The sequence below is a fragment of the Streptomyces sp. NPDC060184 genome (assembly GCF_042728795.1).
In the GTDB taxonomy this organism is placed as follows: Bacteria; Actinomycetota; Actinomycetes; order Streptomycetales; family Streptomycetaceae; genus Streptomyces.
Map to the genome: position 1 here is coordinate 23,517 of NZ_JBHWYX010000010.1, position 19,649 is coordinate 43,165.

A 19,649-nucleotide genomic window follows, 5' to 3' on the forward strand; every position below is an offset into this window, starting at 1 on the left:
CGAGCCCTCGAATATGAGCGGGAGGAATACGACTCCTATCCGTCCAGGTGGAAGCGGTCGGACATGCGTCGCAACTTCTCTCGGGTGGCGGCCCGTTCGGCGTGGACGATGCTGCGGAGCGTGGAGCGGGCGATGGGATGGTTCCGCACGAGCTGGGGCGCGATCCGCTCCGCTGTCTCCAGCTCGGCCAGGGCCTTGTCGCGGTTCCCGTCCCACAGCCATGCTCGCGCGACGTCCATGTGGTGGTGCCCCTGACGGGAGTTGGGAAGGGCCCCCACCAGCGTCGGGCTGGTACGGCGGTTTATCTCCAGCGCCTGGCTCTGCTTGCCCATCTCCAGCGCCACGCTGATCGCGTGGATCTGAACGTTCCCCGCGGAGAACGTCAGCGAGTGCCGGTCGTAGACCGGTGCGCCGACGTACGCGTCCATGCGCTCCGCGGCATCCTTCGCGAAGCCGATCCGTTCCTCGGCCTCCGAGGAACGGCCTGCCCGAGCAGCGGAGACCGCTGCCCGCAGTTGCAGGGTGCCCCAAGCTCGCACGGCCAGCGGATCGCCGTCCTCGTACGGCTGCTGCACCGAGGTGATCGCCTTGTCCGAGAGCGCGAGCGCGTCGGCCCAGTCGGCCGTGGCCCACATGTCCCAGACCCGCATCCAGTCGGCCACGGCGGGCAACACGGGGTCTCCGGAAAGCCTGGCCGACCACGCGGCCCGCTCGCACGCCATGGCCACCAGTTCGGGGTGCCCGAGGGCGTGGGCGGCGGTGTGCGCGAACTTGCAGCACACGGCGTAGACGGCGTACGCCTCCTCTCGCTCGTGGCCGTCTGACTCCTCCGCCAGGGCCCGTGCCTCGCGGAACAGGTCCGGCAAGACGCGGAGGATCGCCACGTTGGAGGCGGTGTCCCGGAGCCGGTGCAGCCGCGTCACCTCACGCCACAGTTGCGATGTCGGCCGGGGAGTCCCGTCGAAGACGGGCGCGAGGTCGTAGCGGCGCAGCTCTCGCAGGATCGAGGAGGCGGCGATCTGCCACTGGTTGTCGTCGGGCGAGCTGTTGTACGGGCGCCCGATCAGGTCGTTCGGATGGATGTGCAGCTCGGCGGCGACCTGGTTGAGCAACCCGACCCGGTCGAGCTCGATCAGGCCGCGTTCCATCTTGGACACCCAGCCCTGCGACTTCCCCAGGGCTGCCGCCAGATCGGCTTGCGGCATGCCCAACCGCAGTCGCGCTCTGCGAGCGCGCCGGCCGATCTCCTCGGCTTCCTCCAGCATCAGGACACCTCCAGGCTGCCGGAGCGCCTGGCTCGGTACCGGGGTTTCCGTGCAGAGTTCGTCATCAGCAAGGTACCCAGAACGACGCATGCGCGTGAGGCGAGTTGCCGTAGGAATGCCGCAGAGGGGCGGGAGGAAGGCACGCGGAGGGCACGCCGCCCCTCAACTGGTCTAGACAACAAGAAAGGCCCCGGTCAATGACCTGGGCCTTCTTCGAAGAGCGGGTGACGAGAATCGAACTCGCGCTCTGAGCTTGGGAAGCTCATGTTCTACCATTAAACTACACCCGCAGCGCGCACCGATGATCGGCTGTGCATGCTCGCACACTGTACCTCATGGCAGGGCCCCGGCGAATCCGTCGAGGGTCCTTTCTGCGTTTCGGGGGACTTGTCGGGGTGTGGGGTGGGCGGGGTGCGGGTGTGGGGGTGACGGGGGCGCGGTGGGCGGGAGTTGGGGGCGTAGGTTGGAGCCGCGCGTGGGTGGGACCGCTGGGGAACGGGGTGTGGACCGGCGAGTGGTGCGGCGTGTGGAGTGGGTCCCGTTCATCCCCTAATGTGTGGGTTTCTCGTTCGAGGCCGGCTGGTTGGGGAAGGGACTTGATGGAGTCGTTGAAGGCAGTGGAGTCGCTCGCGAAGGCGGAGTCGCCGGTCAAGGCTGTGGAGTCGGTGGAGCGCACCGTCGTCCGTTGCGCGGAGGGGCATGTGTTCGCCACCTCGTCGTTCCCGATGCAGCAGCTCGGGCCGGACCGGCTCGGGCCCGGGCGGCTGATCCGGTGCCCGCGGTGCGCTCGGCTGCGCAGCTCGGTCCCGGTGGTGCCGGGCAGGCGGTAGCCGGGCCACCCGGTAGCCCGGAGGGGGTCCGGGGAGACGGGCGGCGGACGGGCCGGTGTGAAGGGCCGACGGGGGGTCGGCGGGGAGCCGGCGGAGGCCGTCCGCGGTGGTGAGGGCAGGCGCGCGGGTGCGGTCCGGTTGGGGCGGGCTCGCGCGTTCTGCGTATCCTCGGATCGTGCTTCTCTCTGACAAAGACCTCCGGAACGAGATCGACAGCGGGCGGGTCGTCATCGACCCGTTCGATCCGTCGATGGTTCAGCCTTCGAGCATCGATGTGCGGCTGGACCGCTACTTCCGGGTGTTCGAGAACCACCGCTACCCCCACATCGACCCCGCCGTCGAGCAGCCCGACCTGACCCGGACGGTCGAGCCGGAGGGGGACGAGCCGTTCATCCTGCACCCCGGTGAGTTCGTGCTGGCGTCGACGTACGAGGTCATCACGCTGCCGGACGACCTGGCCTCGCGGCTGGAGGGGAAGAGTTCGCTCGGGCGGCTCGGGCTGGTGACGCACTCCACCGCCGGGTTCATCGACCCGGGGTTCTCGGGGCACGTGACGCTGGAGCTGTCGAACCTGGCGACGCTGCCGATAAAGCTGTGGCCGGGGATGAAGATCGGGCAGCTGTGCATGTTCCGGCTGACCTCGCCGTCGGAGTTCCCCTACGGTTCGGAGCGGTACGGCTCCCGTTACCAGGGGCAGCGCGGTCCGACGGCCTCGCGTTCGTATCTGAACTTCCACCGGACCCAGGTCTGACGCGCACGACCGGGGCCGAGACGAGGGACGCCGAGGTGACGGGCATGGCAGCTGCCGAGGACCGGGAGAACCTGACCTACGAGGGGTTCGGGCTCGCCGTGCGCGAGCTCGCCCAGGCGGTCGCCGACGACGGGTACGAGCCCGACGTGGTGCTGAGCATCGCACGGGGCGGCGTGTTCGTGGCCGGCGGTCTGGCGTACGCGCTGGACTGCAAGAACATCCACCTGGTGAACGTGGAGTTCTACACCGGTGTGGGCACCACCCTGGAGATGCCGGTCATGCTGGCGCCCGTCCCGAACGTCGTGGACTTCACGCGCAAGAAGGTCCTGATCGCCGACGACGTCGCCGACACCGGCAAGACGCTGAAGCTGGTCCGCGACTTCTGCCTGGACCACGTCGCCGAGGTGCGCAGCGCGGTCATCTACGAAAAGCCGCAGTCGCTCGTGACGTGCGAGTACGTGTGGAAGAAGACCGACCGGTGGATCAACTTCCCGTGGAGCGTGGAGAAGCCCGTGGTGCGCCGCACCGGGCAGGTTCTCGACTCCTGAAGCCCGCCGCCACCCATGACGAAGGGCCCGGACCGCCGTGTGGCGGTCCGGGCCCTTCGTCGTGCGCGGGGTGCTGCGGCTCGGACGGCTCAGATCGTGCCGAGCTTGAGGATGGAGAGCAGGCCGATCAGCTGGATCGCCGAGGCGCCCAGGGCCTTGGGCCACGGCAGGTCGTGCGACTTGCTGACCATGGAGGTGAAGAGGGCTCCGGCGGCCAGCAGGGTGATCCAGCCGACGATCTGGACGAAGGAGTTCTCGCCGCCCAGGAAGAGGGCGAAGATCAGCCGCGGGGCGTCGGTGATCGACATGATCAGCATGGACAGGCCCACGGTGGGCTGCCAGGATCCGTCGCCGCCGAGCTGGCGGGCCAGGGTGTGGGTCACCGCGCCGAGGACCAGGCCGCCGATCACGAAGCCGACGCCGGTGAAGAGGACGTACGGGACGGCGGCGGAGATGGTGGCGTTGATGGCCTCTTCGCGGGCCTGGTCGAAGCCGAACAGCGCCAGCAGCCCGTAGACGAAGGTGACGATCAGGGCGGGGCCCCAGACGGGGTGGTCCCGCATCTGCCAGAACGTCGCACCCGGCCGCAGCACGATCCCCGCCAGCAGGTCCTTCCAGGCCAGGCGGGGGCCGGCCGGCTGGGCCGGGGCGTTGCCCGCCTGGTAGGTGCTGCCGTCGGTGTACGGGTCGTCGCCGATGCTGAACGCCTGCGTGTGCCCGGGGTTGTTCGCGTACGGGTCCTGGCGCGGGGGCTCCTGGTACGGGTCGCCGAAGTACTCCGGCTCGCCGTGCCCGCCCGGCTGCTGCCCGCGTCCGTCGTTGCCGCGGGGCGCGGAGGTGTAGCCGCCGCCGTTGCCGTACGGGGTCGCGCGCGGCGCGCCGTACTGCGGCGGGGCGGGGGTGCCGCCGCCCGCCTGCGGCCACTGCTGACCGCCGTACGGGGGCTGCGGTGCCTGCCCTCCGTACGACTGCCGCTGCTGCGGGTGTCGCGCTTGCTGCGGTTGTTGCGGGGTGCGGTTGTCCCGGCCGCGTCCGATCCTGAATCCAGCCACGTGATCGAACGTACCTGGTCCGCGGGGCGCCCAGTGAGGGGGCGGGGGGACCGGGACGGCTTTGCGGCTGAGCTGTGACATCCCGTACGGGTTTCCGTACGCCTCCCCGTACGGGTGAAATCGGGCACCGATACGAGTGAGGTCGGGCACCGGCGCGGGTGAAGTCGGGCACGGGGGCGGGTGGAATCGGATGCCCGTGCGGGTGAAATCGCGGGGTGGTACGCGAGAAGCGGCCGGTCCTGCCCCCGAGGCAGGTCCGACCGCTTCTCGCTGTGCGGGGTGGTTACGCGGCCGGTTCCGGTTCGGGCTCCGGCTGGGGTTCGGGCTCGGGCTCGACGGGCTTCTTCACGGACTCCAGGAGGAGCTGCGAGACGTCGACGACCTGGACCGACTCCTTGGCCTTGCCGTCGTTCTTCTTGCCGTTGACCGAGTCGGTCAGCATGACGAGGCAGAACGGGCAGGCCGTCGAGACGATGTCCGGGTTGAGGGAGAGGGCTTCGTCGACACGCTCGTTGTTGATGCGCTTGCCGATCCGCTCCTCCATCCACATCCGCGCGCCGCCGGCGCCGCAGCAGAAGCCGCGCTCCTTGTGGCGGTGCATCTCCTCGTTCCGCAGGCCGGGAACGCTCTTGATGATCTCGCGCGGCGGCGTGTAGACCTTGTTGTGACGGCCCAGGTAGCAGGGGTCGTGGTAGGTGATCAGACCCTCGACCGGGGTCACCGGCACGAGCTTGCCCTCGTCCACCAGGTGCTGGAGCAGCTGGGTGTGGTGGATGACCTCGTACTCGCCGCCGAGCTGCGGGTACTCGTTGGCGATGGTGTTGAAGCAGTGCGGGCAGGTCGCGACGATCTTCTTCGTCGCCTTCGCCTTCTTGGTCGAGTCGTCCTCGTCGTCCTCGCCGAACGCCATGTTCAGCATCGCGACGTTCTCCTGGCCGAGCTGCTGGAAGAGCGGCTCGTTGCCGAGGCGGCGCGCGGAGTCACCGGTGCACTTCTCGTCGCCGCCCATGATCGCGAACTTCACGCCCGCGATGTGGAGCAGTTCGGCGAAGGCCTTGGTGGTCTTCTTCGCCCGGTCCTCCAGGGCGCCGGCGCAGCCGACCCAGTAGAGGTAGTCGACCTCGGTGAGGTCCTCGACGTCCTTGCCGACGATCGGGACCTCGAAGTCGACCTCCTTGGTCCACTCGACGCGCTGCTTCTTGGCGAGCCCCCAGGGGTTGCCCTTCTTCTCCAGGTTCTTGAGCATCGTGCCCGCCTCGGACGGGAACGCGGACTCGATCATCACCTGGTAGCGGCGCATGTCGACGATGTGATCGATGTGCTCGATGTCGACCGGGCACTGCTCGACGCAGGCGCCGCAGGTCGTGCAGGACCAGAGGACGTCCGGGTCGATGACGCCGTTCTCCTCGGCGGTGCCGATCAGCGGGCGCTCGGCCTCGGCGAGGGCCGCGGCCGGGACGTCCTTGAGCTGCTCCTCGGTGGCCTTCTCGTTGCCCTCCATGTCCTTGCCGCCGCCGGCCAGCAGGTACGGCGCCTTGGCGTGCGCGTGGTCGCGCAGGGACATGATGAGGAGCTTCGGGGAGAGCGGCTTGCCGGTGTTCCAGGCGGGGCACTGCGACTGGCAGCGTCCGCACTCGGTGCAGGTGGAGAAGTCGAGGATGCCCTTCCAGGAGAACTGCTCGACCTGGGAGACGCCGAAGACGTCGTCCTCGCCCGGGTCCTCGAAGTCGATCTCCTTGCCGCCGCTGGTCATCGGCTGGAGCTCGCCGAGCGCGACGGCTCCGTCCGCGTTCCGCTTGAACCAGATGTTCGGGAAGGCGAGGAAGCGGTGCCAGGCGACACCCATGTTGGTGTTGAGCCCGACGGTGATCGCCCAGCCCATGGTGACGCCGAGCTTGATCATCGCGGTGAGGTAGACGAGGTTCTGCAGCGTGCCCAGGCTCAGGCCCTTGAACGCGGCGACCAGGGGGTACGAGGCGAAGTAGGCGGCCTCGTAGCCGTCCACGTGGTGCAGGGCGCCCTCGAGGCCGCGCAGGGTCAGGATCGCGAGGCCGATGACGAGGATGACCGCCTCGACGAAGTACGCCTGACCCATCTTGGAGCCCGCGAAGCGGGACTTGCGGCCCGGGCGGGACGGCAGGTTCAGCTGGCGGATCGCGATGAGGACGAGGATGCCCACCGTGGTCGCGAGCGCGATGAACTCCGTGTACACCTCGTACGGCAGCCAGCCGCCGAGGACCGGGAGCACCCAGTCGGCCTTGAACAGCTGTCCGTAGGCCGTGACGATGGTCAGGCCCAGGGTCAGGAAGCCGACGGCGACGAACCAGTGCGCGACGCCGACGATGCCCCACCGGTTCATCCGGGTGTGGCCGACGAACTCCTTGGCCAGGGTGATCGTGCGGTTCCTGGGGTTGTCGGTGCGGCTGCCCGCGGGGACCGGCTGTCCGAGGCGGACGAACCGGTAGATCTGCGCGACGGCTCGGGAAATGAGCGCAACGCCGACCACGGTCAGCACCAGCGACACGATGATCGCGGCGAGTTGCATGTAGGGGCTCCTCGGGCCTGCGAGGGTGGGATTTTGACACTACTAAGCAGTAACTTAATCAGTCTGTGCTGACCCTATCCACTTATTCCAGTGGGCTGTAGCCGGGCAGGCGGTGATCTGTGTCGCTCAGGCCGCCCTTGGCCCGCCGGGTCGTTCCGCGGAGGGTCGCGCGCACAGGAGTGTGCACGGATTCCACCAGGATTGCCAGATCGAGCCCGATTCGCTGGATTTGGGTACGGCTCCGGGCCAGCGTCTGGGCGTAGTGCAGGTCGAGCAGCGCCGTCTCGTCCCAGGGCATCCCCGAGCGGGCGCGCACCTGCGCGAGCCCGGTCAGCCCGGGGCGCAGCTCCAGCCGCCAGCGGCGCGGCCCGCCGTCCAGGAGGCGGGGGTCGTCCGGCGCGAGCGGCGCCGGACCGACGAGCGACAGTTCCCCGCGCACGACGTGCGCCAGCCGGGAGACCACGTCGAGCCGCAGCCGCCGGGTGCGCAGCGAACGCAGGACGAACGGGCGCCCGCCGAGCCCGGCGCGGACGCGTCCGTCGATCACCTCGCGCGGGCCGTGCCGTACGGCGAGGGCGAGGGCGGCGGCCAGCAGTACGGGGGCCGCCAGGAGCAGCAGGGCCGACCCGAGGGTCACGTCCAGGAGCCGTTTGGCTCCCCCGGCGGGGGGCAGGGGCGGGTCCGGTGGCCCTGCCGCGTCGTCCGGCGGGGCGCCCGCGGGCCTCCGTCGCCACGGTGCGGGCCGCCTCGGCGGCCGGACCGGCTGGAGCGACTGCCACCATGCGCCGCCGCTCTGTCTGTAGCGCCGCTGCCTCGCGTTCCGCATCGCGCCCGCCCGGGTTTCGGAGTTCGGTGGGGCCGGGGCCGGTGCGTTTTGACCGGCTCACGGCATTTTGTGACAGAACAATCCCACGGTGCGATGGTGGGACGGGGGGAGTGGCGCGCGCCGCGTTCTGCGTGTCTCGCCCGGGCCGTGCCGGACACGGCCGAGGGGCGGGGCCGGGAGGGAGAGGCGCGCCGACCGTGTGGCGGGTGGGGCGCGTGGGGTGTTCGCCCGGAGTGCCGGAGGGGCACGTACCCCCGCTGAGCTGCACATTCATCGTATGGCGCCAAGGATCGGCACTTAAGTTGAGTCGGCATGACTCAGGTCTGTTGACTCTGCGGCGGGTGTCATGCATCCTTGAGTCAGATCCGCTCAAGTAGTTCTTCAGGAGGAATCGAAATGGCACGTGCGGTCGGCATCGACCTGGGCACGACTAACTCCGTCGTCAGCGTTCTCGAAGGCGGCGAGCCCACCGTCATCACCAACGCCGAAGGCGCCAGGACCACGCCGTCCGTCGTCGCCTTCGCGAAGAACGGCGAGGTGCTCGTCGGCGAGGTGGCCAAGCGTCAGGCCGTCACCAACGTCGACAGGACCATCCGCTCCGTCAAGCGCCACATGGGCACGGACTGGAAGATCGACCTCGACGGCAAGTCCTTCAACCCGCAGCAGATGAGCGCCTTCATCCTGCAGAAGCTGAAGCGCGACGCCGAGGCGTACCTGGGCGAGAAGGTGACCGACGCGGTCATCACCGTCCCGGCGTACTTCAACGACTCCGAGCGTCAGGCGACGAAGGAGGCCGGTGAGATCGCGGGCCTCAACGTCCTGCGCATCGTCAACGAGCCGACCGCCGCCGCGCTGGCGTACGGCCTGGACAAGGACGACCAGACGATCCTCGTCTTCGACCTCGGCGGCGGCACCTTCGACGTGTCGCTCCTGGAGATCGGTGACGGCGTCGTCGAGGTGAAGGCCACCAACGGTGACAACCACCTCGGTGGTGACGACTGGGACCAGCGCGTCGTCGACCACCTGGTGAAGCAGTTCGCCAACGGCCACGGCGTGGACCTGTCCAAGGACAAGATGGCTCTCCAGCGTCTCCGCGAGGCCGCGGAGAAGGCGAAGATCGAGCTCTCGTCCTCGACCGAGACCACGATCAACCTCCCCTACATCACGGCGTCCGCCGAGGGCCCGCTGCACCTGGACGAGAAGCTCACGCGCGCCCAGTTCCAGCAGCTGACCTCCGACCTGCTGGACCGGTGCAAGAGCCCGTTCCACAACGTCATCAAGGACGCGGGCATCGCGCTCTCCGAGATCGACCACGTCGTTCTCGTCGGTGGCTCGACCCGTATGCCGGCCGTCGCCGAGCTCGTCAAGGAGCTGACCGGTGGCCAGGAGGCCAACAAGGGCGTGAACCCGGACGAGGTCGTCGCCATCGGCGCCTCGCTCCAGGCCGGTGTCCTGAAGGGCGAGGTCAAGGACGTCCTGCTCCTCGACGTCACCCCGCTGTCCCTCGGTATCGAGACCAAGGGCGGCATCATGACCAAGCTCATCGAGCGGAACACGACGATCCCGACCAAGCGGTCCGAGATCTTCACCACCGCCGAGGACAACCAGCCCTCCGTGCAGATCCAGGTCTACCAGGGCGAGCGCGAGATCGCGGCGTACAACAAGAAGCTCGGGATGTTCGAGCTGACGGGCCTGCCGCCGGCCCCGCGCGGCGTGCCGCAGATCGAGGTCACCTTCGACATCGACGCCAACGGCATCATGCACGTCGGAGCCAAGGACCTCGGCACCGGCAAGGAGCAGAAGATGACCGTCACCGGTGGCTCCTCGCTGCCGAAGGACGAGGTCAACCGGATGCGCGAAGAGGCCGAGCAGTACGCCGACGAGGACCACCGTCGCCGTGAGGCCGCCGAGACGCGCAACCAGGGCGAGCAGCTCGTCTACCAGACGGAGAAGTTCCTCAAGGACAACGAGGACAAGGTCCCCGGCGACGTCAAGACGGAGGTGGAGACCGCGATCGGCGAGCTGAAGGAGAAGCTCAAGGGCGAGGACACCGCCGAGATCCGTACGGCCACCGAGAAGGTCGCCGCCGTCTCCCAGAAGCTGGGCCAGGCGATGTACGCCAACGCCCAGGCCGAGGGTGCCGCCGCCGGTGAGCCCGGCGCCGAGCAGGCCCGTCCGGCCGACGACGACGTCGTCGACGCCGAGATCGTGGACGACGAGAAGGACAGCAAGGGCGGTGCGGTGTGACGGAGGAGACCCCGGGCTTCGAGGAGAAGCCCGACGTCCCCTCCGGCGCCACCGACGACGACGCCGAGCCGAAGGCCGCCTCCGAGGAGGCGGCCCCGGCCGGGGACGCTGACCAGACCGCAGGCCTGACCGCACAGCTGGACCAGGTGCGCACGGCGCTCGCCGAGCGCACCGCGGACCTCCAGCGGCTGCAGGCCGAGTACCAGAACTACCGTCGCCGCGTCGAGCGGGACCGGGTCACGGTGAAGGAGATCGCCTCGGCGAACCTCCTGACCGAGCTCCTCCCCGTCCTCGACGACGTCGGCCGGGCCCGCGAGCACGGTGAGCTCGTCGGCGGCTTCAAGTCGGTGGCCGACTCCCTGGAGTCGATCGTCACCAAGCTGGGTCTCCAGCAGTTCGGCGAGGAGGGCGAGCCCTTCGACCCGACGATCCACGAAGCCCTGATGCACAGCTACGCGCCGGACGTCACCGAGACGACCTGCGTGGCGATCCTTCAGCCGGGGTACCGCTTCGGCGAGCGCACGATCCGCCCCGCGCGGGTCGCCGTCGCCGAGCCGCAGCCGGGCGCCACGCCCGCCGCGGCGAAGGAGGAGAAGGCAGACGACGAGGAGAGCGGTGGCACTGAGGAGGTCTGACATCACGTCGGACCACCCGGTCGCACACCGACCGGCCGGGCGGCCGGCCCCAGGGCCGGCCGCCAGGGCCTCGTCGGGGAACCGGCGTGGACCGGGGAGCGACCGCGCTCCCCGTGAGCCGGACCAGTCTTACGCGAGAGGCCCCTGGCCGATCGTCCGGAAGGAGGGACGTCGATGAGCACGAAGGACTTCGTCGAGAAGGACTACTACAAGGTCCTCGGCGTCCCGAAGGACGCCACCGACGCCGAGATCAAGAAGGCGTACCGGAAACTCGCCCGCGAGTTCCACCCGGACGCCAACAAGAGCGACGCCAAGGCGGAGGAGCGCTTCAAGGAGATCTCCGAGGCGAACGACGTCCTCGGGGACGCCAAGCGGCGCAAGGAGTACGACGAGGCGCGCGCCCTCTTCGGCAACGGCGGGTTCCGGCCCGGTCCCGGTGCCGGGGGCGGTTTCCCCGGCGGCTTCGACCTGGGCGACCTCTTCGGAGGCGCCCAGGGCGGTGCGGGCCAGGGCGGCGGCTTCGGCGGCGGGGGCGGCCTCGGCGACGTGTTCGGCGGGCTGTTCAACCGCGGCGGCGGCGCCGGTACCCGCGTCCAGCCGCGCCGGGGCCAGGACATCGAGACCGAGGTGACGCTCAGCTTCACCGAGGCCGTCGACGGGGCCACGGTCCCGCTGCGGATGTCCAGCCAGGCGCCCTGCAAGGCGTGCTCCGGCACCGGTGACAAGAACGGCACCCCGCGGGTCTGCCCGACCTGTGTCGGCACGGGGCAGGTCTCGCGCGGCAGCGGTGGCGGGTTCTCGCTCACCGACCCGTGCGTGGACTGCAAGGGCCGCGGCCTGATCGCCGAGAACCCCTGCGAGGTCTGCAAGGGCAGCGGACGCGCCAAGTCCGCCCGCACCATGCAGGTCCGCATCCCGGCGGGCGTCTCCGACGGGCAGCGCATCCGGCTGCGCGGCAAGGGCGGCCAGGGCGAGCGCGGCGGTCCGGCCGGCGACCTCTACGTCGCCGTTCACGTCGACGCGCACCCGGTCTTCGGCCGCAAGGGCGACAACCTCACGGTCACCGTGCCCGTCACCTTCCCGGAGGCGGCGCTCGGCGGCGAGGTGAAGGTGCCCACCCTCGGTGGCCCTCCGGTCACCCTCAAGATCCCCGCGGGTACCCCGAACGGGCGTACGATGCGCGCCCGTGGCAAGGGCGCCGTGCGCAAGGACGGCACCCGGGGCGACCTCCTCGTCACCGTGGAGGTCGCGGTGCCCACGGAGCTGGGCGACGAAGCCAGAGAAGCGCTGGAGGCCTACCGCAAGGCGACCGCGGTCCAGGACCCGCGGGCCGACCTGTTCCAGGCCGCGAAGGGAGCTTGAGATGGACGGCCGCCGACGTAATCCGTACGAACTGACCGACGAGACCCCGGTGTACGTGATCTCGATCGCGGCCCAGCTCTCGGGCCTGCACCCGCAGACGCTCCGTCAGTACGACCGCCTCGGCCTGGTCTCCCCGGACCGCACGGCCGGGCGCGGGCGGCGTTACTCGGCCCGTGACATCGAACTGCTGCGCACCGTCCAGCAGTTGTCCCAGGACGAGGGCATCAACCTGGCCGGCATCAAGCGCATCATCGAGCTGGAGAACCAGGTCGCCGCGCTCCAGCAGCGCGTCGCCGAGCTGTCCGCCGCGGTGGACGGGGCGGCGGTCGCCATGCGGCAGCGCGAGGCCCAGGTGCACGCCTCGTACCGGCGCGACCTCGTGCCGTACCAGGACGTGCAGCAGACCAGTGCGCTGGTCGTCTGGCGGCCCAAGCGGCCCAAGGACTGACGCCGGACGGGCGCGTGCCGCCCGTCCCGCGCGTGGGGCCCGCCTTCCGGTGATCGCCGGGGGCGGGCCCTTCCTGCGCGTGGGGCGTGGCGCGTGCCTCGGTGCCGGTGCCGGGCGCCGGGGCCGGTGCGGTGCCTGTGCAGGCGGTCAGGCGTCCTCGTTGAGGATGCCCGACTGGGCGATCAGGAAGCCGAGTTGGGCGCGGCTGCTGCTGCCGAGGGTGGCGGCGAGCTTGGCGATGTGCGCGCGGCAGGTGCGTACGTTCATCCCCAGCCGGCGCGCGATCGAGTCGTCCACGTGCCCCTCGACGAGGAGATGGGCGATGGAGCGCTGGACGGCGCTGATGCCGTCCGGCGTCGGCTCGTACCGGACCTCCTCCAGCAGCGGGGTGGCGCGGGTCCAGAACTTCTCGAAGACCGACGCGAGATAGCCGACCAGCCCCGGGTGGCGGAGTTCCAGGGCGACTTGGCGGTCGTCCTGGGCCGGGATGAAGGCGACGGTGCGGTCGAAGACGATGAGGCGTTCGACGAGCTCCTCGGACGTCCTGATCTCCACGTTCACGTCGGCGATGCGTTCGGCGTAGGCCAGGGTGCTGGGGCTGTAGCGGACGGTGTGCTGGTACAGCGTCCGCATCCGGATGCCGCGGTCCACGACGGAGAGGCCGCGCTCCAGCGCCCTGCCGAGACGGTCCTCGTTCCGTCCGCCGCCGGGCTGGATGGTGAGGACTTCGGTGCGGCACTCCGCGGTGGCGATGTCCAGGGCGCCGTTGATACGGTTCACGCCCTCCAGCACGGTGATGGCGTGGGTGGCCGGCGGCCCCTGGGCGCTGATCTCCATGAAGGGCTGGAAGGACTGGGCGAGTCGGACCGAGTGCCGTCTGCGCTCCTGTATCTCCCGCTCCAGGGGGTTCACGTGCTGCGCGAGCGCGGTGGACGGCGGTACGGGCCGCAGCCAGTCCGGGTCGTCGGGATCGGCGTGCAGCAGGGCGAACTCCATCAGGCACGGCGCCGGTCCGACCTCGTCGCGCGCGATGCGTCCGGAGCGCAGCGCGCCCGAATAGAGACGCTTTCCGTCCTCACACAGTTCGGTGATCCCATGAGGATGTGTCGTTTTTGTGTCTCTTGTGATCATTTCTCCACCCCCCAGGTTCCTGAACATGCAAGAACATGATGCATCGACTCTGTGGTGTTCACAGGGTCGCGTGAGACATCGTCTTAGGAGCGGGGGAGATGAATCCACAAGTGAGGACGAAGCCGATTATGGATAAGCGAATGCTTCGCTCGGTGCTTGCCGCCTCGTTCGTCGCAGCCTTGGGTCTTGGGCTGGTGGGCGCGGGCGACATCGGCTGGGACGGTGAGGCGGCTGCTGTCCCGGGGGACATTGGCTGGGACAACCAGGCTCGGACGACACCCGGTGACATCGGCTGGGATTCGCTGAACAAGGTCCAGGGCGACATCGGCTGGGACTCACTGGCCGCCGCCCGGACCGACATCGGCTGGCCCGTGCCGGGCAAGGATCAGGGCGACATCGGCTGGGACTCGTCGAACAAGGTCCAGGGCGACATCGGCTGGGACGCGCTTCCGGCCTCCGCGGACGCATGACCACCCCGCCGGACGACCGGATCTTCCGGCGCGAGATGGCCTCGGCCTATCGCTCGGGGTGGCACTTCGTCGATCTGCTCACCGCTCTGCCGGGCCCGGGCGACTCGTTGATGGTCACCCTGCTCGGAGAGCCCGTCGTCGTCGTGATGGAGGAGGGCGAAGAGATTCGCGCCTACCGCTGTCTGCGCAGGCCACGTGGCGCCCCACAGCCCGTCCGTTGCGCGGTCAGGTACGGCATGATCTTCGTCAATCTGGACCAGCGCGACCATGAACTGTTCGACCCCGAGACCATTTCCGCCACCCCCCGAAGCGCCTGAGCGATTCCCCCGAAGTACAGCATCGCTCAAGCGCTGTCCCCCACACAGCGGCGCCACCGTGACCTGACACGGTGGCGCCGTTGTGCTTGCTCCGGGACGTTTCGCAGGGGACGCCTCGCCCGTCGGGTAGCGCCCCGGCGGCGGCGGTCAGGCCCGCCCCAGCGCCCGGTCCAGGGCGATCTCGATGACGACGCGGGTCGGGTTGACCCTCGGCTCGCGTCCGTACCGCTCGGTGTGGCGGCGCTCGGCGTCCTCGACGGCCTCCCGCTCCGTGCGGATCGTCGCGCGACCCTCCAGCGTCGCCCAGCGCGCGCGGTGCATCTGGCAGACCGCGACCCGCGCCCCCTCGGGCCCCGCCGCCCGGATGTGGGCGACCTTGCGGCTGGCGCCGTCGGTGATGATGCGGGCCAGCCCCGCCCCGGGGTCGTACGTCACGCAGACGGGCACCACGTGCGGGGTGCCGTCCGGGCGCAGGGTGGTCAGGGTGCAGAGGTGGTACTCGCGCCAGAAGGCGAGGTATTCGGGGCTGGGGTCGCGCACGTCGAGGGCCATGGCCGAAGCGTAAGGCGTGCTGCGGGGCCGTCCCCCGGGGGCACTTCCCGTGCCCTCGCCGGGCCAGGCCCGCTCGAAACCCAGCCTTGAGTGGAATAGACTCAACTTTGTGCACGTTGGTCGAAGCATGGGCCAGGTGGAGAGCCTGGGTAAGACGCGATCGTTGAGGAGGAGACAGCGCACGTGGACGCCGAGCTGACGAACAAGAGCAGGGACGCCCTCACCGCGGCCACCGGCAGGGCCGTGAAGGACGGACACCCCGATCTCACCCCCGCACACCTGCTGCTCGCGCTGCTCGCGGGCGAGGACAACGAGAACATCATCGATCTGCTGGCCGCCGTGGAGGCCGACCAGGCCGCCGTACGCACCGAGACCGAGCGGCTGCTCGGCGCGCTGCCCAGCGTCACCGGTTCCACCGTGGCACCGCCGCAGCCCAACCGCGAGCTGCTCGCCGTCGTCGAGGACGCCGCGCGCCGCGCCAAGGACCTCGGCGACGAGTACGTCTCCACCGAGCACCTGCTGATCGCGGTCGCCGAGAAGGGCGGCCGGGCCGGTGAGATCCTCGGGGCTCAGGGGGCCAGTGCGAAGAAGCTGCTGGCCGCGTTCGAGAAGAGCAGGGGAGGGCGACGGGTGACCACACCCGACCCGGAGGGTCAGTACAAGGCCCTGGAGAAGTTCGGTACGGACTTCACGGCCGCGGCCCGTGAGGGCAAGCTCGACCCGGTCATCGGCCGGGACCAGGAGATCCGCCGCGTCGTACAGGTGCTGTCGCGCCGTACGAAGAACAACCCGGTCCTCATCGGCGAACCCGGCGTCGGCAAGACCGCCGTGGTCGAAGGGCTCGCCCAGCGCATCGTCAAGGGCGACGTGCCCGAGTCGCTGCGCGACAAGCGGCTCGTCTCCCTCGACCTGGGGGCGATGGTCGCGGGCGCGAAGTACCGCGGCGAGTTCGAGGAGCGGCTGAAGACCGTCCTCTCCGAGATCAAGGAGAGCGACGGCCGGATCATCACCTTCATCGACGAGCTGCACACCGTGGTCGGCGCGGGCGCCGGCGGCGACTCCGCCATGGACGCGGGCAACATGCTCAAGCCCATGCTGGCCCGCGGCGAGCTGCGGATGGTCGGTGCGACCACGCTCGACGAGTACCGCGAGCGGATCGAGAAGGACCCCGCCCTGGAACGCCGCTTCCAGCAGGTGCTGGTCGCCGAGCCCAGCGTCGAGGACACCATCGCGATCCTGCGCGGACTCAAGGGGCGCTACGAGGCGCACCACAAGGTCTCCATCGCGGACGCGGCGCTGGTGGCCGCCGCGACCCTGTCCGACCGCTACATCACCTCCCGCTTCCTCCCGGACAAGGCGATCGACCTCGTGGACGAGGCCGCCTCCCGGCTGCGCATGGAGATCGACTCCTCGCCCGTCGAGATCGACGAGCTGCAACGCGCCGTGGACCGCCTCCACATGGAGGAGCTGGCGCTGAAGAACGAGACCGACCCCGCCTCCCGGCAGCGGCTGGAGAAGCTCCGCCGCGACCTCGCCGACAAGGAGGAGGAGCTGCGCGGCCTCACCGCCCGCTGGGAGAAGGAGAAGCAGGGCCTCAACCGGGTCGGTGAGCTGAAGGAACGCCTCGACGACCTGCGCGGCCAGGCCGAACGCGCCCAGCGCGACGGCGACTTCGACACCGCGTCCAAGCTGCTCTACGGCGAGATCCCCGGCCTGGAGCGCGAGTTGGAGGCGGCCACCGAGGAAGAACAGGTCGCGGCCGAGACGCCCAAGGAGACCCTGGTCAAGGACGAGGTCGGCTCCGACGACATCGCCGACGTGGTCGGCGCCTGGACGGGCATCCCGGCCGGCCGGCTGCTGGAGGGCGAGACGCAGAAACTGCTGCGGATGGAGGAGGAGCTCGGCAAGCGGCTGGTCGGCCAGAGCGAGGCCGTCCGCGCGGTGTCGGACGCGGTACGCCGCACCCGGGCCGGAATCGCCGACCCGGACCGGCCGACCGGCTCGTTCCTCTTCCTCGGCCCCACCGGCGTCGGCAAGACGGAGCTCGCGAAGGCGCTGGCGGACTTCCTCTTCGACGACGAACGGGCCATGGTCCGCGTCGACATGAGCGAGTACAGCGAGAAGCACAGCGTCGCCCGGCTCGTCGGCGCCCCGCCCGGCTACGTCGGTTACGAGGAGGGCGGCCAGCTCACGGAGGCGGTCCGCCGCCGCCCGTACAGCGTCGTGCTGCTGGACGAGGTGGAGAAGGCGCACCCGGAGGTCTTCGACATCCTGCTCCAGGTGCTGGACGACGGCCGGCTCACGGACGGCCAGGGCCGGACGGTGGACTTCCGCAACACCATCCTGATCCTGACCTCCAACCTCGGCAGCCAGTTCCTCGTCGACCCGCTGCTCAAGCCCGAGGCGAAGAAGGACCGGGTGCTGGAGGTCGTACGGGCCTCGTTCAAGCCGGAGTTCCTCAACCGGCTGGACGACCTGGTCGTCTTCTCCGCGCTCACCGGCGACGAGCTCGCCCACATCGCGGGGCTCCAGATCGGCCGCCTCGCGCGCAGGCTCGCCGACCGCCGGCTCACCCTCGACGTCACCCCGGCCGCGCTGGCCTGGCTCGCCGAGAAGGGCAACGACCCGGCCTACGGCGCCCGGCCGCTGCGCCGCCTCATCCAGACGGCGATCGGCGACCAGCTCGCGAAGGAGATCCTCGCGGGCGAGATCGCGGACGGCGACACCGTACGGGTGGACGTCTTCGGGGACGGCAGCGACGGCAGCGCGTCCGGTGGGGACGGCGGGCTCATCGTGGGCGCGGTGCGCTGAGGTCCGCGGGGACCGGAACCTGCGGGGGCGAGGCTACGGGGACGGCGGCGCGCCGTCCCCGTACCCGGACGGCCCTGCCGGTTCCTGTCCGCCGGTCCCTTCCGCCAGTCCTCCCTCCACCGATCCTGTCCGCCGGGAGCGGATCGGGCCCGCGGGGGGTTGCCATTCCCCGCCTGCGATGGGAGAGGATGGCGTACAACCGCACGAAGGGAAATAACGGTGAGCATCGATCCGTCCTCGATTCCTAATTTCGGGGGCCAGCCCGAACCGCAGGCGGCAGGACCGGAGGGCCCCGTCGTCCCTGACCAGGACCTCGTCAAGCAGCTCCTGGAGCAGATGGAGCTCAAGTTCGTCGTCGACGACGAGGGCGACCTCGCGGCGCCGTGGGAAGAGTTCCGCACGTACTTCATGTTCCGCGGCGAGGCGGACCAGCAGGTCTTCTCGGTGCGGACGTTCTACGACCGCCCGCACGCCCTCGACCAGCGCGCCGTCCTGCTGGACGCCATCGACGACTGGAACCGCCGCACCCTGTGGCCCAAGGTCTACACGCACTCCCACGAGGGCGAGGAGGGCGAGGCCGGTTCGGTCCGCCTGATCGGTGAGGCGCAGATGCTCATCGGCACCGGCGTCAGCCTGGAGCACTTCGTCTCCTCCACGGTGAGCTGGGTCCGCGCCTCCATCGAGTTCGACAAGTGGCTCGTCGAGCGCCTCGGCCTCGCGCCGGCCGAGGAGAAGGCCGAGTCCGCGGACGAGACGCCCGAGGACTGACCCACCGCGCTCCGCTCCCGCACGACGCACCCGCAGGACGCCCGGCCGGGGCGGCGGTCACCACGACCGCCGCCCCGGCCGTCGGTGTTTCCGGGGGCCAGACGGCCTCACGGCCTCATGCGGCGAGCCGTGCGAGGCGCTCCACGGCCTGTCGGAGCACCTCCTCCCGCTTGCAGGGGGTCAAGGTGAGCGCATCGGATGTCGGACAGTCTCCCTTGCGATCAGATCGTGATCTGAGTACGCTCTGATTATGTCTACCGCACGTCTGGAAGCAGAAACGGAATCCGTCACCTTCACCGACCTCTCCCGCAATCCCAAGGGGGTCGCGGCCAGGGCTGCTGCCTTGGGGCGGCTTCGGGTCACGCATCGAGACGCGCCGGACATGGTCTTGACTACGGCTGTGCGTGCGGAGGGTGCGGAGGAGAACCTGACCACCGCTTCGCGGCTCTTCCTCGCACTGATGAAGCAGGACGACGGTGCCAGGGCACTCCTTCTCGCATTGCCCGAGGTGTTTCCTTGGGCGCGGCACCTGGACGCGGAGGAGGTTCGGGCCTTCACCGTCGAGCTTCTTGAAGCTTTGTCGGACGCCGCCGAGCTGGGGGCGGGAGAGGCCGTGCATCGCGCGATCGTCTCCTGGCGCGCCACGGCTCGTATCAATGCTGATCCCGAGCAGCTCAGGGAATCGCTCCGTCCGCTCGATGGTGACGACCTCGGCCACGTCGAGGTGCGTGGGTGAGCCCGAAGAAGGGGGACCGGGTCAGCGTTCCGCCCCTCAACGGGTGGAACGTCGTCTTCGGGACCACGGAGGCGGTGACGGGCTGGGAGGAACTGTGCCGTGTGGCGTTGTCGAGCGCGCATCGTTGCCTGGACGCGCTCCGAAGCGATCCCGTGTCCCGGACCAACTGGAGCCGCCAGCATCAGCTACGAGGCAGGCACGCGACCAAAGTATGGAAGGGCTCAGACCTCGAGCAGTGGGAGTACGAGGTCACCAGTGGCGGTCGAGTGCGCTACCTGATCAGCGCGGAAACTTCCACTGTGATCCTCGTGCATGCCTCGCCACGGCATCCGAAAGACACCGAGTGAAACTGAGC

Annotated in this window: 19 protein-coding genes and 1 tRNA gene; 13 read left to right on the forward strand and 7 right to left on the reverse strand. The window is 69.8% G+C overall.

The genetic code is table 11. From position 1 onward, the window contains the following. Positions 1-35 precede the first annotated feature (35 nt). Positions 36-1,265 (reverse strand): helix-turn-helix domain-containing protein, encoded by a 1,230-nt coding sequence (locus tag ACFWEE_RS09000; RefSeq protein ID WP_386887741.1) that lies wholly within the window; start codon positions 1,263-1,265, stop codon positions 36-38. Positions 1,266-1,484: 219 nt separating this feature from the next. After that, positions 1,485-1,555: transfer RNA gene (locus ACFWEE_RS09005), tRNA-Gly, on the reverse strand. A gap of 309 nt (positions 1,556-1,864) precedes the next feature. Here ACFWEE_RS09005 and ACFWEE_RS09010 point away from each other — a divergent pair. The 3 genes from ACFWEE_RS09010 to ACFWEE_RS09020 all read left to right on the forward strand — a co-directional run bounded on the left by ACFWEE_RS09010 (position 1,865) and on the right by ACFWEE_RS09020 (position 3,394). Continuing rightward, positions 1,865-2,095 (forward strand): hypothetical protein, encoded by a 231-nt coding sequence (locus ACFWEE_RS09010; protein WP_386887961.1) that lies wholly within the window; start codon positions 1,865-1,867, stop codon positions 2,093-2,095. A gap of 175 nt (positions 2,096-2,270) precedes the next feature. After that, positions 2,271-2,846 carry a dCTP deaminase gene (gene dcd, locus ACFWEE_RS09015; protein WP_386887743.1) on the forward strand — a complete coding sequence of 192 codons (576 nt, stop codon included), beginning with the start codon at positions 2,271-2,273 and terminating at the stop codon, positions 2,844-2,846. Between the two features lie 44 nt (positions 2,847-2,890). Next, positions 2,891-3,394 (forward strand): phosphoribosyltransferase, encoded by a 504-nt coding sequence (locus ACFWEE_RS09020; RefSeq protein WP_386887745.1) that lies wholly within the window; start codon positions 2,891-2,893, stop codon positions 3,392-3,394. Between the two features lie 89 nt (positions 3,395-3,483). Here ACFWEE_RS09020 and ACFWEE_RS09025 read toward each other — a convergent pair whose 3' ends face one another. The 3 genes from ACFWEE_RS09025 to ACFWEE_RS09035 form a co-directional block, all read right to left on the reverse strand. Then, the gene (locus ACFWEE_RS09025) at positions 3,484-4,446 is read right to left on the reverse strand and encodes a YIP1 family protein (RefSeq protein WP_386887747.1); all 963 of its coding nucleotides are present in this window, start codon (positions 4,444-4,446) and stop codon (positions 3,484-3,486) included. Positions 4,447-4,729: 283 nt separating this feature from the next. After that, positions 4,730-6,991, reverse strand: a complete 2,262-nt coding sequence (locus ACFWEE_RS09030) for a (Fe-S)-binding protein (RefSeq protein ID WP_386887749.1) — start codon at positions 6,989-6,991, stop codon at positions 4,730-4,732. 82 nt (positions 6,992-7,073) lie between these two features. Then, complete coding sequence (locus tag ACFWEE_RS09035; RefSeq protein ID WP_386887750.1) at positions 7,074-7,628, reverse strand: sugar transferase; 555 nt, start codon at positions 7,626-7,628, stop codon at positions 7,074-7,076. Positions 7,629-8,213: 585 nt separating this feature from the next. Between ACFWEE_RS09035 and dnaK the strand changes: the two genes are divergently transcribed. From dnaK to ACFWEE_RS09055, 4 genes are all read left to right on the forward strand, one after another. Beyond that, positions 8,214-10,064 (forward strand): molecular chaperone DnaK, encoded by a 1,851-nt coding sequence (dnaK, locus tag ACFWEE_RS09040; RefSeq protein WP_386887752.1) that lies wholly within the window; start codon positions 8,214-8,216, stop codon positions 10,062-10,064. Next, entirely contained in the window at positions 10,061-10,699 is a 639-nt protein-coding gene (gene grpE / locus ACFWEE_RS09045; protein WP_386887754.1) for a nucleotide exchange factor GrpE, read from the forward strand. The genes dnaK and grpE overlap by 4 nt, the downstream gene beginning before the upstream one ends. A 174-nt stretch (positions 10,700-10,873) precedes the next feature. Further along, the gene (gene dnaJ / locus ACFWEE_RS09050) at positions 10,874-12,061 is read left to right on the forward strand and encodes a molecular chaperone DnaJ (protein ID WP_386887756.1); all 1,188 of its coding nucleotides are present in this window, start codon (positions 10,874-10,876) and stop codon (positions 12,059-12,061) included. Between the two features lies 1 nt (position 12,062). Next, complete coding sequence (locus ACFWEE_RS09055; protein ID WP_386887758.1) at positions 12,063-12,509, forward strand: heat shock protein transcriptional repressor HspR; 447 nt, start codon at positions 12,063-12,065, stop codon at positions 12,507-12,509. A gap of 147 nt (positions 12,510-12,656) precedes the next feature. Here the strand turns inward: ACFWEE_RS09055 and ACFWEE_RS09060 are convergent, their stop codons facing one another. Further along, positions 12,657-13,640 (reverse strand): helix-turn-helix transcriptional regulator, encoded by a 984-nt coding sequence (locus ACFWEE_RS09060; protein ID WP_386887760.1) that lies wholly within the window; start codon positions 13,638-13,640, stop codon positions 12,657-12,659. A gap of 140 nt (positions 13,641-13,780) precedes the next feature. Between ACFWEE_RS09060 and ACFWEE_RS09065 the strand changes: the two genes are divergently transcribed. Together ACFWEE_RS09065 and ACFWEE_RS09070 are read left to right on the forward strand one after the other, a co-directional pair. Further along, positions 13,781-14,110, forward strand: coding sequence for a hypothetical protein (locus ACFWEE_RS09065; protein WP_386887761.1), 330 nt, complete (start codon positions 13,781-13,783; stop codon positions 14,108-14,110). Next, the gene (locus tag ACFWEE_RS09070) at positions 14,107-14,427 is read left to right on the forward strand and encodes a (2Fe-2S)-binding protein (protein ID WP_275492963.1); all 321 of its coding nucleotides are present in this window, start codon (positions 14,107-14,109) and stop codon (positions 14,425-14,427) included. The genes ACFWEE_RS09065 and ACFWEE_RS09070 overlap by 4 nt, the downstream gene beginning before the upstream one ends. A gap of 147 nt (positions 14,428-14,574) precedes the next feature. On the opposite strand, the gene ACFWEE_RS09075 is transcribed toward ACFWEE_RS09070, so the two are convergent. Next, positions 14,575-14,979 (reverse strand): pyridoxamine 5'-phosphate oxidase family protein, encoded by a 405-nt coding sequence (locus tag ACFWEE_RS09075; RefSeq protein ID WP_386887763.1) that lies wholly within the window; start codon positions 14,977-14,979, stop codon positions 14,575-14,577. A 183-nt stretch (positions 14,980-15,162) separates the two neighbouring features. Here ACFWEE_RS09075 and clpB point away from each other — a divergent pair, with 183 nt between their 5' ends. The 4 genes from clpB (at position 15,163) to ACFWEE_RS09095 (ending at position 19,641) form a co-directional block, all read left to right on the forward strand. Then, positions 15,163-17,790, forward strand: a complete 2,628-nt coding sequence (gene clpB, locus ACFWEE_RS09080; protein ID WP_386887765.1) for an ATP-dependent chaperone ClpB — start codon at positions 15,163-15,165, stop codon at positions 17,788-17,790. 219 nt (positions 17,791-18,009) lie between these two features. Beyond that, on the forward strand, positions 18,010-18,558 hold the full coding sequence (locus tag ACFWEE_RS09085; protein WP_386887767.1) for a YbjN domain-containing protein: 549 nt from the start codon (positions 18,010-18,012) through the stop codon (positions 18,556-18,558). A gap of 250 nt (positions 18,559-18,808) precedes the next feature. Next, positions 18,809-19,294 carry a prevent-host-death family protein gene (locus ACFWEE_RS09090; RefSeq protein ID WP_386887768.1) on the forward strand — a complete coding sequence of 162 codons (486 nt, stop codon included), beginning with the start codon at positions 18,809-18,811 and terminating at the stop codon, positions 19,292-19,294. Then, positions 19,291-19,641 (forward strand): hypothetical protein, encoded by a 351-nt coding sequence (locus tag ACFWEE_RS09095; protein WP_386887770.1) that lies wholly within the window; start codon positions 19,291-19,293, stop codon positions 19,639-19,641. Before ACFWEE_RS09090 ends, ACFWEE_RS09095 begins: the two co-directional genes overlap by 4 nt. Positions 19,642-19,649: the final 8 nt, after the last annotated feature.

What these genes read in the sequence shown, in the direction of transcription:
- ACFWEE_RS09000 (WP_386887741.1), bottom strand. Translation starts at nt 1,265, where the DNA reads ATGCTGGAGGAAGCCGAGGAGATCGGCCGGCGCGCTCGCAGAGCGCGA.
- ACFWEE_RS09010 (WP_386887961.1), top strand. Translation starts at nt 1,865, where the DNA reads ATGGAGTCGTTGAAGGCAGTGGAGTCGCTCGCGAAGGCGGAGTCGCCG.
- ACFWEE_RS09020 (WP_386887745.1), top strand. Translation starts at nt 2,891, where the DNA reads ATGGCAGCTGCCGAGGACCGGGAGAACCTGACCTACGAGGGGTTCGGG.
- ACFWEE_RS09030 (WP_386887749.1), bottom strand. Translation starts at nt 6,991, where the DNA reads ATGCAACTCGCCGCGATCATCGTGTCGCTGGTGCTGACCGTGGTCGGC.
- dnaK (WP_386887752.1), top strand. Translation starts at nt 8,214, where the DNA reads ATGGCACGTGCGGTCGGCATCGACCTGGGCACGACTAACTCCGTCGTC.
- dnaJ (WP_386887756.1), top strand. Translation starts at nt 10,874, where the DNA reads ATGAGCACGAAGGACTTCGTCGAGAAGGACTACTACAAGGTCCTCGGC.
- ACFWEE_RS09055 (WP_386887758.1), top strand. Translation starts at nt 12,063, where the DNA reads ATGGACGGCCGCCGACGTAATCCGTACGAACTGACCGACGAGACCCCG.
- ACFWEE_RS09060 (WP_386887760.1), bottom strand. Translation starts at nt 13,640, where the DNA reads ATGATCACAAGAGACACAAAAACGACACATCCTCATGGGATCACCGAA.
- ACFWEE_RS09065 (WP_386887761.1), top strand. Translation starts at nt 13,781, where the DNA reads ATGCTTCGCTCGGTGCTTGCCGCCTCGTTCGTCGCAGCCTTGGGTCTT.
- ACFWEE_RS09070 (WP_275492963.1), top strand. Translation starts at nt 14,107, where the DNA reads ATGACCACCCCGCCGGACGACCGGATCTTCCGGCGCGAGATGGCCTCG.
- ACFWEE_RS09075 (WP_386887763.1), bottom strand. Translation starts at nt 14,979, where the DNA reads ATGGCCCTCGACGTGCGCGACCCCAGCCCCGAATACCTCGCCTTCTGG.
- ACFWEE_RS09090 (WP_386887768.1), top strand. Translation starts at nt 18,809, where the DNA reads ATGTCTACCGCACGTCTGGAAGCAGAAACGGAATCCGTCACCTTCACC.